We start from the raw sequence: 13,373 nt of genomic DNA, 5'->3' as shown, positions 1-13,373 counted from the left end.
CACCCGCCCCCTCGGAAGGCTGAGTGGAGGTATTCAACCGGGGATTGGCGCGCAGCGCCGTTCGACGTAGTCGAACTCATCGCATGTAGGTGCCAGCGAAGCCAACCGGAGGGCGATGCCCCCGGATGGATGCCGGAGCGAAGGAACCCCGAGCCTTAGCGAGGGGCCGTACGAAAGGGGCGAGACCTTTTGGTTCCTTTTGGGGCGTTTGCCAAAAGGGACTCGCTGTAAAAGCGAAACCATAAGCGGCCGTAACCGCAGCAATGGATATGTACACCATCGGCCATCATCAAACACTGCCAAAAAAATCACGACCCCTGAAAACTCTCCAGATAAGCCAACAAATCATCAATCTTTTCCCGATCGCTAATCCCCCAGAAAATCATCCGCGTGCCCGACACCACCGCCTTGGGATCCTCGATATACGCCGCCAGCTTTTCCCGCGTCCAGACAATGCCCGATGACTTCATCGCATCAGAATACTGATAGCCCGCCGTACTACCGGCCACCCGCCCAACAATGCCATTGAGCTGCGGACCAAAAAACGGCCGCGCCCCCTCGCCAACCTGATGACAGCCACCGCATACCCGCTTGAACAACTTCCCGCCCGCCTCGGCATCCCCGGCCGCGTTGGCTTGTGAGCCAAACAGGCCTGCGCCAAGACTCAAGACGAGGGTCATCACGACCGCTTTGTTCATTTGCAGCTCCAGACCAGGCATTTGCCTGCCGTAAAAAATGGCGGCCATTTGATCATGACCCGGGCGCTATTCCGAAGCTTTTCAAACACAAGTGTGCGAGCACCTGCCGTCCATCACGCAATCGTGAATACGGCTACCGGCGGCCTGCACTGGGAGTCTCAATAACCGGCGCGGCCATGATTTCGTCTGTACGAGCGACTCACTGCCCAGCGCATTCAGTCACACCCAACAGACGGAGGCACCCACTTCGATCAATGGCTCAAGAGCACCAATATCTGGATCTGACACATGGGGGCGTCGAAGTCGCCCGCCACAACCCGCGTCTTCGCCAATCAGGAGCGTGTCATGCGTACCCTTTCTCGGCTCGCCCTGCTTCCCCTGTTGCTCATCGCCACCCAGACCCAGAGTGCAACTGCGCCCGAGCCCAAAGTCACGCCAGTGAGCGTCCAGGCGCTGCCCGACTACCCCGGCAAGGAAGTGATGATACTCACCGTCGAATACCCGCCGGGCGGCGCGGGTCCGGTGCACCGGCACGATGCCCACGGCTTCGTCTATGTGCTGGAAGGCACCATCGTCATGGGGGTCGAGGGCGGCGGCAAGGAAGTCACGCTGACACCCGGACAAAGCTTCCATGAAGGCCCCGAAGACATCCACACGGTAGGACGCAACGCCAGTCAGGACAAACCCGCCAAATTCGTGGTTTTCCTGTTGAAGGACCAGAACAAACCGCCAGTCCTGCCGCCCAAATAACCCTTGATGGCTGCACAGCAGGTTTTCATAGATCGTTCCCACGCTCTGCGTGGGAATGCAGCCAGGGACGCTCTGCGTCCCAATCAAGAGCCGAACGCAGAGCGTCCGTGGAGGCATTCCCACGCGGAGCGTGGGAACGATCTGTAGCCCGGTTTCTTGCTGACTTCTACCTGACATCAGTCCTTGAAATCAGTGGACAGCGCCAGCTCCCTCCACTCGGCCAGTTCCTGGGCGACGAAGCGGTTTTTCGCTTCGATGCGCGCGACAGTATCGCTGCCCAGTGCCAAGCGCTGCGGCGGCTTCGGTGCGTTGACCAAGGCAAACATGGCCTCGGCTAACTTCGCAGGGTCGCCTGGCTGTGCGTGGTTGGCTGCCTCGGCGTACTTGCGCATCGCGCCGACGGTTTCATCGTAGTCCGGCAGCTCAAGCGCGGTTTTCACCAACGATTGCTCGTCGAGGAAGTCGGTGCGGAAGAAGCCCGGCTCGACCACCGTAGCGTGGATGCCCAACGGCGCCAGTTCCTGATGCAGCGCCTCGGTAATGCCTTCCACCGCAAACTTGGTGGAACCGTAGACACCCCAGCCCATGTACGCCTGGTAGCCGCCGATGGAGGAAATGTTGATGACGTGCCCGCTGCGCTGGCGGCGCATGTGTGGCAGCACCGCGCGGGTCACGTTGAGTAGGCCGAACACATTGGTGGCGAACAGACGCTCAGTCTCGCTGGCGCTGGTTTCCTCCACCGCCCCCAACACGCCGAACCCGGCATTGTTGATCAGCACGTCGATCCGCCCGAAACGCTTGATGCCTTCTGCCACGGCCTGATGCGCTTCTTCTTCGCAGGTGACGTCCAGACGCACCGCCAGAAGGTTGGGATGATCGCCCAGTTTGGCGGTGATTTCTTCAGGTTTGCGGGCAGTGGCAATCACCGCGTCGCCGGCACGCAGGGCACGTTCTGCGATGAGAGTACCAAAACCACGGGAAGCTCCAGTAATGAACCAAGTACGCATTTCAACTCCTCCTGTCGGCGACCCGAGCGATATTGCCGGGCCTTCTTGATGAGTTGACGCAACTTTAAAACTGCATTACTGATGTGATAATCCCAGCAATTTTGCATGGCTTTGTGAAAGGCATTCACAGATGAAAGCGCCTTCAGCAGCAGATCTCTCCACCTTCCTGAGCGTGGCCAGTCACCTGAACTTTAGCCGGGCAGCGGTGGAACTGGGGCTGACGCCCTCCGCCTTGAGCCATTCAGTGCGCACCCTGGAAAACCGCCTCGGCGTGCGATTGTTCAACCGCACCACCCGCAGCGTCGGCCTGACCGAAGCCGGCGAACGCCTTTACGCACGATTGAGGCCGGCGTTTCGCGACATCGACGACGCGCTCGAAGACCTCAACCATTTTCGCGACAAACCCTCAGGCAACCTCAGAATCACTGCCGGTCGCCAGGCTGCCGAACTGGTGCTGCTACCCCTGGCCAGCAAATTTCTGCAAGCCTACCCGGACGTCAAACTGGAGATCGTGGCCGACGACGGCTTGGTCGATGTGGTGGCGGCCGGTTTTCATGCGGGGGTGCGTTTTGGGGAGCGGCTGGAGGCTGACATGGTTTCACTGCCCATCAGCGCCAACATGCGCTCGGTGGTCGTGGGCTCACCGACGCTCTTCGAACAGTACGCCGTTCCGCAAAAACCCGAGGACTTGCATGACCTGCCGTGCATCCGCCATCGCTTCCCCAGTGGCTCGCTGTATCGCTGGGAGTTCGAACGGGGCGGCATCGCCCAGGAGATAGAAATCGACGGCCCACTGACCCTCGGCGATGTGGGCCTCATGGTTGGCCCGGCATTGCAAGGTGTCGGCGTCGCCTACCTCTTCGAGGACATGGTCAAGGCGCAGATTGCCGATGGTAGCCTGATTCAGGTTTTGAGCGACTGGTGCCCCTTCTACCCAGGCCTGCATCTCTACTACCCGAGCCGACGGCATGTGCCCGCGACGCTCAAGGCGTTCATCGAGTTTGCCCGTGGTAACCGGTAGGCGCGAAACTTATTCAACCACTGAAAATCCCTAATCCTGTCAGAGAGAACACCGATGATCACGTGCTACCTCAAATATGTCCTGGACCCTTACAAACTCGAAGCCTTCGAGCACTACGGCAAGCTGTGGATTCCACTGGTGGAAAAATTCGGCGGCCAGCATCACGGCTACTTCCTGCCCTCCGAAGGCGCCAACAACATTGCCATGGCCATGTTCACTTTTCCAAGCCTGGCGGCCTATGAACACTACCGGCAAGAATCGACGAAAGACGCGCAATGCATCGCTGCGTTCAAATACGCGGAAGAGACCCGCTGCATTCTCAGTTATGAGCGAAGCTTTTTCCGACCGGTCTTCGGCTGATATGGAGAAGGCATAGCCCTGCGGCTCAGCCTTGTTTCAGATCGAGGCAATAGGTGTAGTAACCCGGATCGCGCACATAGCCCAATGACTCATACAAACGTTGAGCACTGAAGTTGTCGGTGGCGGTTTCCAGGGTCATGCCTTTGGCACCCGTCAACACGGCAAACGCTCGGGCCGTGTTCATCAACAGTGTTCCCACGCCTTTGCCCCTGGCTTGGGGCGTGGTGAACAGGTCGCCGAGCAACCAGGTACGGTGCGCGTCGATGGAGGAAAACGTCGGGAACATTTGCACGAAACCCAGCGCTTCGCCGTCCGGATCCTGCGCGTAGAAGATCACCGATTCATCGCGGGCAATGCGCTCGGCGATGAAAGCGCGGGACTGCGGCAGGTTGGACGGTTGTTGGTAAAAGCCTCGGTAGGCGTCGAATAGCGGGGCGATGAGGTCGATGTGGGATGCGTCGGCGCGCAGGGCCTGGATAGCCATGAGGGTGCTCCATTGCGGTCTCAAGGAGCTAGAGCCTAGCAAGGGGAATGAAACCGGGACGGGATATATTTCCGAATGCATCGCTTCCACAGTAGTCATGGGTCGGCTACAGAATCTGAGATCAGTCGCAAAACAGTGTGGGAGCTAGCCTGCTAGCGATGACGGCGGCACATTCGACATCTTCTTTGAATGTGATGGCCCTATCGCTAGCAGGCTTGCTCCCACAGTAGTCACTGGTTGGTCACAGAATTTGCGATCAACCGCATTTAAGGCTGTTGGGTTGCTTTATCAAACCCGCACGTTACGCCCCGGCAACGTTGAGCGTTGGTTGTTTTCCCAGTTCTCCACCAGTCCGACCGGCACATCCGACGCCGGCAGCATATTGACCCCGCGCACCAGATCCGAGGCCCGTTCGGCGAGCATGATGGTCGGTGCGTTGAGGTTGCCGTTCGGTTCGGTCGGGAACACCGAGGAGTCGATCACCCGCAATCCGGCGATGCCATGTACGCGCAGTTCCGAGTCCACCACGGCCATGTCGTCCTCGCCCATGCGGCACGACCCGCAAGGGTGGTAGGTGCTCTCAAGGTTTTCACGCACGAACGCATCAAGGTCTTCATCGCTGGTGACCAACGCACCGGGGGCAATTTCGCCGTCGCGGAAGCGGTCCATCGCTTTCTGGCCGATGATCTCGCGGGTCAGGCGGATGCAGCGGCGGAAGCCTTCGCGGTCTTCTTCCCGTTCCAGGTAGTTGAAGCGAATTTCCGGATGATCGTAAGGGTCGGCCGAACGCACCCGAACATAGCCACGGCTTTTCGGTTTGTTGGGACCGGTGAGCACCATGAAACCGTGGCCCTTGATCGGCTTGTTGCCGTCATAACGCATGGCTGCCGGCAGGAAGTGGAACTGAATGTCAGGCCAGCGCAGGCCCTTGTCGGAGCGGATGAAACCACCGGCCTCGAAGTGGTTGGTGGCGCCCAGGCCGTCCTTGAACAACAACCAGCGCAGGCCAATCATCAGTTTGCTCAGCGGGTCCATTTTGCTGTTGAGCGTTACCGGCTCCTTGCAGCCGAACTGGATATACACCTCGGCGTGATCCTGCAGGTTCTCCCCGACTCCCGGCAGGTCATGACGCACGCTGATCCCGGCCTTGCGCAGTACATCGGCCGGGCCGATGCCCGAGCGTTGCAACAGATGCGGCGAGCCAATCGGCCCAGATGAGATGAGCACTTCCTTGTTGCAATAGACCTGGTGAGTCTGGCCGCCGTGGTCATACATGACACCCACCGCACGCTTGCCTTCGAGGATGACCTGCCGGGTCATCGCGTGGGTGATCACCGTCAGGTTAGGACGCCCCATGGCCGGGCGCAGATAGGCATTGGCCGTGGAGCAACGCACGCCGTTTTTCACGGTCATGTGCATTGCGCCAAAACCTTCCTGCATGAAGCCGTTGCAGTCATCGGTCTTGATGTAGCCCGCCTCGGCACCCGCCTCGACCCAAGCCCCATACAACGGGTTTTTCATGTTGTTGCCGTTGGTGGTGTGCAGCGGCCCGGTCTGCCCGCGATAGCTGTCGCCACCGGACTCGTAGCTCTCGGCGCGCTTGAAGTACGGCAGGCAATGCTTGTAACCCCAGCCCTGGGCGCCCAGGGATTCCCACTCGTCGAAGTCATAAGCGTGACCACGGATATACACCAGGCCGTTGATCGAAGACGAACCGCCCAACACCTTGCCCCGAGGGCAGTGAATGCGTCGGCCGTTGAGAAAAGTCTCCGGCTCGGTCTCATAGCGCCAGTTGTACTTCTTGGTGTTCATCGGGATCGAGAATGCGCTGGGCATCTGGATCACCACGCTCTTGTCACTGCCGCCGAATTCCAGGACCAGCACCGAGGTGGCCGGATCTTCGCTCAGGCGGTTGGCCAATACACAACCTGCTGAACCTGCGCCAATGATGATGTAGTCGTATTTTTGCGTAGCCATTTTTTGCGTGGTCATGACTATCTCCCGACCGTCGATTCAGTGAATACCGGCAGTGGTTGCTGTTTGTGGGTCAGCGTGTCGCCAGTGGTGTATTGCGGGGAGGTCTTTTCGATCTGCTGGATAACAGCTTCTTCGCGCTTGAGGTCGATCGAGCGGCTCAGCCAGTAGTACGCCAGTCCCGACACGATCAGCCCGACCAGCCAGGCGATGTCGATGCTGCCCAGCGCCTTGGCGAGCGGGCCGACATACACCTCGCGCTGTTCAACGCCGTCGAAGATGTAGAAGAACGGGATCATCGAGACAAAACCGATGGCATAGGCGGCGATACCGCGCAGGCCCCAATTGCCGTAGATGTTGCCGTGGGGCATGAAGAAGTGCGGGATGGCGTAGCGACCCTTGCGCACGAAGAAGTAGTCGGTGAGGTTGACCGAGGTCCAGGGCACCAGGAAGTACAGCATCACCACCAGGTAGATACCGAGTACTGACAGGCCTTTGCCCGAACTCTGGATGCTCAGGGCCACGCCCAGTTGCAGCAGGATCACGAACAGGATCGCCAGGATGCGCGCCTTGCGCGTTGGCTCGATGTGTTTGATCGAGTCGACACAGGTCAACGTGGTCAGTTTGGCGCTGTAGATGTTCATCGCGATCACCGGCAGGAACGCCAGGATGGTGACGACCACCACCGCCGTGCCCATCAGCGGCGACACGGTATTACCGACTTGCCCGAGGGCCACCAGCACGTCAGTGGAGTGCAAGTGATCGGCCAGCCAGCCGCCGACGGAAATCATCCACGCGCCGGACAACGAGGCCCCCAGGAACACCACGGCAATCAGCTTGCCGCTGGAGGTGTTTTTCGGCAGATAACGCGAGTAATCGGACACATAAGGGGCGTATGCGATGTTGTAGCTGGCGGCTGCCGCAAACTGGGCGATGAAACCGGTCCAGTTGAAACCCAGTGGCGCGGGGGCCACTTCACCTTCCGCGAGTGCCGGCAGCACCGCATCCGGTACCCAGCCCATCATGACCGCCAGCGTCACCAGGCCGTACAGCGGCAGCGACAGGTACAACGCCCATTTGAAGGCGCGGTGCATCCAGTCGTGACCGAGGACCGCCAGCACCGCTGCCGGAATGGTCACCGCCACCGCAATTACTGCGGGGTTGAACCCGAACAGCGTGTGCAGCCCCTGCATCATCAGCACCAGGTTGACGATGTTGAAACCGGCAAACACGAACAGCGTCGCCAGCAGCACCAGAATCACCCCGCGATAACCGAACTGCGCACGGGACTGGATCATCTGCGGCAAGCCAAGGTGCGGGCCTTGGGAACCATGGAAGGCCATGAACAGCGTGCCGAACATGATGCCCAGCGTGCCGGCGAGCGTGGTCCAGAGCGCGGTCAGGCCAACGCTTGGGCCAACGAAACCGATGGTCATGGTGAAGAAGGTGAAGTTGCCGAGAAACCAGAACGGGCCTTGGCTCGCCAGTTTGTCGGTGCGCTCGTTCTCGGGGATGAAATCAATCGAATGCCCCTCGACGACAGACTTGTCATCGAGGGCGGACACGCTCGTGGCTGACTTGGCGTTAGTGTTCATGACGGACTCTTATTGTTGGAAGATCATGACGAAAAAACCGCATTGCTTTGCAGGCCCCTGTAGGAGCGAGCTTGCTCGCGAAGAACGTTAACGATGACGAGGGCTGCCTGGATGAGCGCGGCGCTCTGACGTTTTTCGCGAGCAAGCTCGCTCCTACAGGGATTGAGTCAGCCTTGACTCATGGCAGCGTGATCCAGACGGCCTTGGTTTCGAGCAAATAGTCGAGTTGCTCGGCACCCAGGTCCTTGCCGAACCCGGACTGCTTGTAGCCACCGAACGGCATCGACGGATCGAGGGTGCCGTGGGCGTTGACGTAGACCGAGCCTGCTTTCAAGCGAGGGATCAGGCTGTGCACCTTGCCCAAGTCATTGGAGTACAGGGCGGCGGCCAGGCCGAACGGTGAGTCATTGGCCAGGGCCAGCGCGTCTTCCTCATCGTCGAAGGGTGCAGTGACCAGCACCGGGCCAAAGATCTCTTCCTGGACGATGCGCATGTCGTTGCGGCAATGGGCGAAGATGGTCGGCTCGACGAAGAAGCCAGGGCCATCGACCGGTTGGCCGCCGTAGACCAGTTGGGCGCCTTCGGCCTTGCCGGTTTCGATGTACTCGGTCACGCGCTGCTTTTGCAGGGCCGAAACCAATGGGCCGATAAAGCAATCTGGATCCAGGCCCGGAGCCATTTTCAGGGTGCGCGTATAGGCGATCAGTTCGCGCAGGAATTCGTCATAGACACTGCTATGAATATAGGCCCGTGTACCGGCGTCGCATACCTGCCCGGAGTTGAAAAACACACCGTTGGCGACCGCTTGGGCAGCGGCCGGAATATCGGCATCGGCGCAGACGATGACCGGTGATTTACCACCGAGTTCGAGGGTCAGGCGCTTCATGTCATCCAGCGCTGCGCGGCCGACCGTCTGGCCGACCGGGGTCGAACCGGTGAAGGTCAGTTTGTCGATGCCAGGATGGGTGGCCATGGCCGCACCCACTACGCTGCCGCGCCCGGTGACGATGTTGATCACGCCGTCCGGAATGCCCGCCTCTTGCACCAGTTCAGCAAAACGCAAGGCCGACAACGACGTCAGTTCGGCGGGCTTGACCACCACGGTGCAACCCGTTGCCAGCGCGGCGCCGAGTTTCCAGGCCATGGTTTGCAGCGGGAAGTTCCACGGCACAATGGCGCCGACCACGCCCACCGCTTCCTTGCGGGTATAAGCCAGGTAATTGCCCGGCAGCGAAGGCTCGACAGTACGGCCATGGAGCTTGGTCGCCCAACCGGCGAAATAACGCAGGGTATCAACGGTGCCCTGGATATCGACGTCCTTGGCGAAGGCGACCGACTTGCCCATGTCGATCGATTCGATTTGCGCCAGCTCCTCGGCGTTCTGTTCGATCAGGTCGGCCAGGCGCTGCATCATGCGCTCACGTTCAGCCGGCTTGGCCTGGCGCCAGGCGCCCCCGTCGAACTGGGCGCGGGCGGCTTGCACGGCGCGGTTCAGATCATCGGTGGTGCCCATGGGAATGCGGGTAATCAGGCCTTCGGTCGACGGCTCGATGACATCGGAAGTCTGGCCATCGCTGGCCTCGACCCACTGGCCACCGATAAACATTTTCTGGACCTTGCTGAGAAAAGTCTGGGTCGCTTCGCTGACGCCGAACTTTTGCAGGTAACTCTTGACGATCGTGTCCATTTTTATTCTCTCTGCCCGGCAGTCAGGCACTGCCGGGGCTTTGTGGTTTCGATGTTCAGGCTTGGCGATTAAGCCGGCGTCGTTTCGCTCTCGGCGGCCGCACGCACCTTGCCCCGCTCGTGGAAGATGAAACCGATGCTGTTGAGCAGCAGTTGCGCCGCGAGAATCGAGGTCATGCCGGTTGGGTCGTACACCGGCGCCACTTCCACCAGGTCCATGCCGACGATGTTGCCCTTGCTGCGCTTGGCCAGCGCCTGGATGATTTCCAGCACTTCGTAGTAGAGGAAGCCGCCGTGGCTCGGGGTGCCGGTGCCGGGGGCGATGGACGGGTCGAAACCGTCGATATCGATGGTGATGTAGTAGTTGATGTTCTGCGGAATCAGTGCCAGCACGCCCTCGACACCGAGGCGGCGCACATCGCGTACCGAGAGGATTTTCGAACCGGCTTCATGGGCGGCTTCGTAGTCGTCGCGATTGGAGGACGACACGTTGCGGATGCCCATTTGGGTCATGCCGACGATGTGGTTCATTTCCGATGCACGGCGCAGCGGGTTGCCGTGGCCGTAACGCACGCCGTGGCGTTCATCGACGAAATCCAGGTGTGCATCGAAGTGGATGATGTGGATCGGCCCGCGGCCTTCGAAGGCCTTGATCACCGGCGCATGCACCGAGTGATCGCCGCCCAGCACCACCGGCATCACGCCGGCGTCGAGGATCTTGCGCACCGCGTATTCGGTGTTCTTGTTGCTGGTGGCCATATCGGTGTGGACGATGTCGGCATCACCGACGTCGACCATGCGCACGTCCGAGGCGGTGAGGTACATCACATCGTCTTCGTGGTCGTAGGCGCCGGCGTGGCCGAAGGAAAACAGCGTCGATGCTTCGCGAATCCCGCGTGGTCCAAAGCGTGCGCCGGAGCGCCACTGGGTGCCCATGTCGTTGGGCACGCCGAGCACCGCAACGTCGGCGTCCAGCGCATCCCAATCCGTGCACACCGGGGATTTGCCAAAGGTGCAATGACCTACGAATGGCAGGTTCAGACGACCGGATTCATAACCGTTGTTCGACATTTCTAGCCTCTCCACTTCTTGTTATCGGCTTGGCGGACTGCAAGGCGACCGCCGTTGGAAAGACTATGGGCGCAGCTTTTCGTGGAAAAAATGCTAAACATCAGATACTCATATCGGTATTGCCGATGCATGCATACGCGGGAGGTTCCAGGTGATTCAACTGCACGATGTCGATCTGAAGTTACTCAGGGTGTTTGCCACGATTGTGCGTTGCGGCGGGTTTTCCGCAGCGCAGGCGGCGCTCAACGCCGGACAATCAACCATCAGCGAACAGATGACCCATCTGGAAACTCGACTCGGGGTCAAGCTGTGCCAGCGCGGTCGCAGTGGCTTTCGTCTGACGGAGCAAGGCGTGGCGATACATGAAGCCACTCAGCGCTTGCTCTCGGCGGTGGAAAATTTCTGCATGGACGCCGACGTCCTCAAGCAGCACATCAGCGGCAAGCTCAATTTGGGGATCATCGACACGACGATCACCGATCCGGATTCGCCGATTCCCCGCACCACCCAACGCTTCGTCTCACGCGGACATGACGTGCACCTGAACGTGTACGTCGGCACCCCCGCCGAGCTCGAAGAACGGGTGCTCGACGGTCGCCTGCATCTGGCCATCGGGCACTTTCCGATCCATCTTCCGGGTCTGCTGCAATCATTGCTGTATCAGGAATCCCTGGGTTTGTATTGCGGGCGACGACACCCGTTGTTTGGCAGCCAGGCCGAAGGCGAGGAACTGCTCAAAGAGATCGGCATGGGCCGGATTGTGGTGCGCGGCTACATGCAGCAATACGACCTGGAACATCTGGGCGTGAGCAAGGCCGCGGCCACGGTGGACAACATCGAGGCCTCGGCGATCCTGATCATCTCCGGTGCCTACGTGGGCTTTTTGCCCGAGCACTTCGCCGCGCAATGGGTAAAGACCGGTGAAATGCACCAATTGGCCCCGACGAGCCTGCGGTTGAAGTCGCCGTTCGACGTGATTACCCGGCGTGGCGTCGCGCCGCCTCCGATCCTGCAAGCGTTCCTTGAGGACCTGGCCGCCAGTGGGCGTAAATCCGCGAACGCTTGACGCAACGCTCGCCAAAATCAAATTGTGCCCGGCATACTGATTTTAGTTCGCTCACCTTGCAGGCCCGTCATGCGCATCCACGTCACCTTCATCGACCGCGTCGGAATCACCCAGGAAGTGCTGGCCCTGCTGGGTGGGCGCAGTTTCAACCTGGACGCTGTGGAGATGGTGCCGCCCAACGTCTACATCGATGCGCCCACCCTCAGTGCCGATGTGCTGGAGGAACTGCGCGAGGCTTTTCTCGGGGTGCGGGGCGTGCAAGCGGTGACGGTGGTCGACATCCTGCCCGGCCAGCGTCGGCACTTGCAGCTCGACGCGTTGCTGGCGGCCAGTTCCGATCCGGTGCTGGCGGTGGATGATCGCGGTCACGTGTTGCTGGCCAATCCGGCGCTGGTCGCCTTGTGCGGGCGCGAGCCAGCGGGCGAGTCGCTGGCGGCCCTGTTCGATGATCCGGACTTGCCACGCACGCTGATCGAACACGATTTCCGCTTGCCGATGCGCGAGGTCAGCCTCGGTGGCCAGACCTTGCTGCTCGACGCCATGCCCATCACCGAGGCCGGCGCCCTGCTCACGCTCTACCCGCCCAGTCGCATGGGTGAACGGCTCTCGGCGCTGCACCACGATCACGCCGAAGGTTTCGATGCGTTGCTCGGTGAATCGCCACCGATTCGTGCGCTCAAGGCCCGTGCCCAGCGCGTGGCTGCCCTCGATGCACCGCTGTTGATCCAGGGCGAAACCGGCACCGGCAAGGAACTGGTGGCCCGTGCCTGTCATGCGATCAGCGGGCGCCGTGACGCGCCATTTTTGGCGTTGAACTGTGCGGCGCTGCCAGAGAGCCTGGCCGAAAGCGAACTGTTCGGCTATGCCCCCGGCGCCTTCACCGGTGCACAACGGGGCGGCAAGCTCGGCCTGCTGGAACTGGCCGATCAAGGCACGGTGTTCCTCGACGAAGTGGGAGAAATGTCAGCGTACCTGCAAGCCAAGTTGCTGCGCTTTTTGAGCGATGGCTGCTTCCGTCGGGTCGGCGGTGATCGTGAGGTCAAGGTCAATGTGCGGATCCTCAGCGCCACCCACCGTGACCTGGAAAAAATGGTCAGCGAGGGGCATTTCCGTGAGGACCTGTTCTACCGCCTCAACGTCCTCAACCTGCAAGTACCGCCGCTGCGCGACCGGGGCCACGACATCCTGTTGATGGCCAATCACTTCATGCAGCAGGCCTGCGCGCAGATCCAGCGCCCGGTCTGTCGCCTGGCGCCGAGCACCGTCCCCGCCCTGCTCGGCAACCGCTGGCCGGGCAACGTGAGGCAACTGCAAAACGTGATCTTCCGCGCCGCGGCGATTTGCGAAAACCCGCTGGTGGACATCGACGACCTGGACATCGCGCGCACGGCCGTGGAGCGGCGCAACGATGGTGAAGTCGGCAGCCTGGAAGAGGCTGTGGGCGACTTTGAAAGGAATTTGCTGGAACAGCTATATCGCAGTTATCCGTCCAGCCGGTTGCTGGCAGCGCGGTTGCAGACTTCCCATAGCGCGATTGCCATTCGGTTGCGTAAGTATGGGATTCCGGGCAAGCCCTGAACGTCACTCGGTTACAGATCGTTCCCACGCTCTGCGTGGGAATGCCTCAAGGGACGCTCCGCGTTCCAGCTCTGGAGGGGACG

12 protein-coding genes are annotated in these 13,373 nt (G+C 60.5%); 5 read left to right on the top strand and 7 right to left on the bottom strand.

All coding sequences use genetic code 11. The features are described 5' to 3' along the window. Nucleotides 1-308: 308 nt before the first annotated feature. Nucleotides 309-698 (bottom strand): c-type cytochrome, encoded by a 390-nt coding sequence (locus tag ACRESJ_RS27805; protein WP_431760730.1) that lies wholly within the window; start codon nucleotides 696-698, stop codon nucleotides 309-311. A gap of 345 nt (nucleotides 699-1,043) precedes the next feature. Here ACRESJ_RS27805 and ACRESJ_RS27800 point away from each other — a divergent pair, with 345 nt between their 5' ends. Continuing rightward, entirely contained in the window at nucleotides 1,044-1,448 is a 405-nt protein-coding gene (locus ACRESJ_RS27800; RefSeq protein WP_431760729.1) for a cupin domain-containing protein, read from the top strand. 176 nt (nucleotides 1,449-1,624) lie between these two features. Here the strand turns inward: ACRESJ_RS27800 and ACRESJ_RS27795 are convergent, their stop codons facing one another. After that, nucleotides 1,625-2,455: an oxidoreductase gene (locus ACRESJ_RS27795; RefSeq protein ID WP_431760728.1), complete on the bottom strand. Its 831-nt coding sequence runs from the start codon at nucleotides 2,453-2,455 to the stop codon at nucleotides 1,625-1,627. A gap of 130 nt (nucleotides 2,456-2,585) precedes the next feature. Between ACRESJ_RS27795 and ACRESJ_RS27790 the strand changes: the two genes are divergently transcribed. Both ACRESJ_RS27790 and ACRESJ_RS27785 read left to right on the top strand, forming a co-directional pair. Continuing rightward, entirely contained in the window at nucleotides 2,586-3,476 is an 891-nt protein-coding gene (locus ACRESJ_RS27790; protein WP_431760727.1) for a LysR family transcriptional regulator, read from the top strand. Nucleotides 3,477-3,530: 54 nt separating this feature from the next. After that, on the top strand, nucleotides 3,531-3,836 hold the full coding sequence (locus ACRESJ_RS27785; RefSeq protein WP_431760726.1) for an NIPSNAP family protein: 306 nt from the start codon (nucleotides 3,531-3,533) through the stop codon (nucleotides 3,834-3,836). A gap of 25 nt (nucleotides 3,837-3,861) precedes the next feature. On the opposite strand, the gene ACRESJ_RS27780 is transcribed toward ACRESJ_RS27785, so the two are convergent. From ACRESJ_RS27780 to speB, 5 genes are all read right to left on the bottom strand, one after another. Next, nucleotides 3,862-4,320: a GNAT family N-acetyltransferase gene (locus tag ACRESJ_RS27780; protein ID WP_431760725.1), complete on the bottom strand. Its 459-nt coding sequence runs from the start codon at nucleotides 4,318-4,320 to the stop codon at nucleotides 3,862-3,864. A gap of 288 nt (nucleotides 4,321-4,608) precedes the next feature. Beyond that, nucleotides 4,609-6,297 carry a choline dehydrogenase gene (gene betA / locus ACRESJ_RS27775; protein ID WP_431760731.1) on the bottom strand — a complete coding sequence of 563 codons (1,689 nt, stop codon included), beginning with the start codon at nucleotides 6,295-6,297 and terminating at the stop codon, nucleotides 4,609-4,611. Nucleotides 6,298-6,314: 17 nt separating this feature from the next. Further along, the gene (locus tag ACRESJ_RS27770) at nucleotides 6,315-7,889 is read right to left on the bottom strand and encodes a purine-cytosine permease family protein (RefSeq protein ID WP_431760724.1); all 1,575 of its coding nucleotides are present in this window, start codon (nucleotides 7,887-7,889) and stop codon (nucleotides 6,315-6,317) included. Nucleotides 7,890-8,067: 178 nt separating this feature from the next. Further along, the gene (locus ACRESJ_RS27765) at nucleotides 8,068-9,576 is read right to left on the bottom strand and encodes an aldehyde dehydrogenase family protein (RefSeq protein WP_431760723.1); all 1,509 of its coding nucleotides are present in this window, start codon (nucleotides 9,574-9,576) and stop codon (nucleotides 8,068-8,070) included. A gap of 68 nt (nucleotides 9,577-9,644) precedes the next feature. Beyond that, nucleotides 9,645-10,646: an agmatinase gene (gene speB, locus ACRESJ_RS27760; protein WP_008049320.1), complete on the bottom strand. Its 1,002-nt coding sequence runs from the start codon at nucleotides 10,644-10,646 to the stop codon at nucleotides 9,645-9,647. A gap of 151 nt (nucleotides 10,647-10,797) precedes the next feature. Here speB and ACRESJ_RS27755 point away from each other — a divergent pair, with 151 nt between their 5' ends. Both ACRESJ_RS27755 and ACRESJ_RS27750 read left to right on the top strand, forming a co-directional pair. After that, a complete protein-coding gene (locus tag ACRESJ_RS27755; RefSeq protein ID WP_431760722.1) occupies nucleotides 10,798-11,712 on the top strand; it encodes a LysR family transcriptional regulator in 915 nt (304 codons plus the stop codon). 69 nt (nucleotides 11,713-11,781) lie between these two features. Further along, on the top strand, nucleotides 11,782-13,290 hold the full coding sequence (locus tag ACRESJ_RS27750; protein WP_431760721.1) for a sigma-54-dependent transcriptional regulator: 1,509 nt from the start codon (nucleotides 11,782-11,784) through the stop codon (nucleotides 13,288-13,290). Nucleotides 13,291-13,373 lie beyond the last annotated feature (83 nt).

This window comes from Pseudomonas sp., assembly GCF_050739655.1.
Lineage (GTDB): Bacteria > Pseudomonadota > Gammaproteobacteria > Pseudomonadales > Pseudomonadaceae > Aquipseudomonas.
The sequence above is the reverse complement of the archived record's forward strand: the minus strand, read 5'-3'. Positions and strand labels throughout refer to the sequence as shown.

Excerpts from the sequence above, each read along its gene's own strand:
- ACRESJ_RS27750 (WP_431760721.1), top strand. The coding sequence starts at position 11,782 with ATGCGCATCCACGTCACCTTCATCGACCGCGTCGGAATCACCCAGGAA.
- ACRESJ_RS27770 (WP_431760724.1), bottom strand. The coding sequence starts at position 7,889 with ATGAACACTAACGCCAAGTCAGCCACGAGCGTGTCCGCCCTCGATGAC.
- ACRESJ_RS27805 (WP_431760730.1), bottom strand. The coding sequence starts at position 698 with ATGAACAAAGCGGTCGTGATGACCCTCGTCTTGAGTCTTGGCGCAGGC.
- ACRESJ_RS27800 (WP_431760729.1), top strand. The coding sequence starts at position 1,044 with ATGCGTACCCTTTCTCGGCTCGCCCTGCTTCCCCTGTTGCTCATCGCC.
- ACRESJ_RS27765 (WP_431760723.1), bottom strand. The coding sequence starts at position 9,576 with ATGGACACGATCGTCAAGAGTTACCTGCAAAAGTTCGGCGTCAGCGAA.
- ACRESJ_RS27790 (WP_431760727.1), top strand. The coding sequence starts at position 2,586 with ATGAAAGCGCCTTCAGCAGCAGATCTCTCCACCTTCCTGAGCGTGGCC.
- ACRESJ_RS27785 (WP_431760726.1), top strand. The coding sequence starts at position 3,531 with ATGATCACGTGCTACCTCAAATATGTCCTGGACCCTTACAAACTCGAA.
- speB (WP_008049320.1), bottom strand. The coding sequence starts at position 10,646 with ATGTCGAACAACGGTTATGAATCCGGTCGTCTGAACCTGCCATTCGTA.
- ACRESJ_RS27780 (WP_431760725.1), bottom strand. The coding sequence starts at position 4,320 with ATGGCTATCCAGGCCCTGCGCGCCGACGCATCCCACATCGACCTCATC.
- betA (WP_431760731.1), bottom strand. The coding sequence starts at position 6,297 with ATGGCTACGCAAAAATACGACTACATCATCATTGGCGCAGGTTCAGCA.
- ACRESJ_RS27795 (WP_431760728.1), bottom strand. The coding sequence starts at position 2,455 with ATGCGTACTTGGTTCATTACTGGAGCTTCCCGTGGTTTTGGTACTCTC.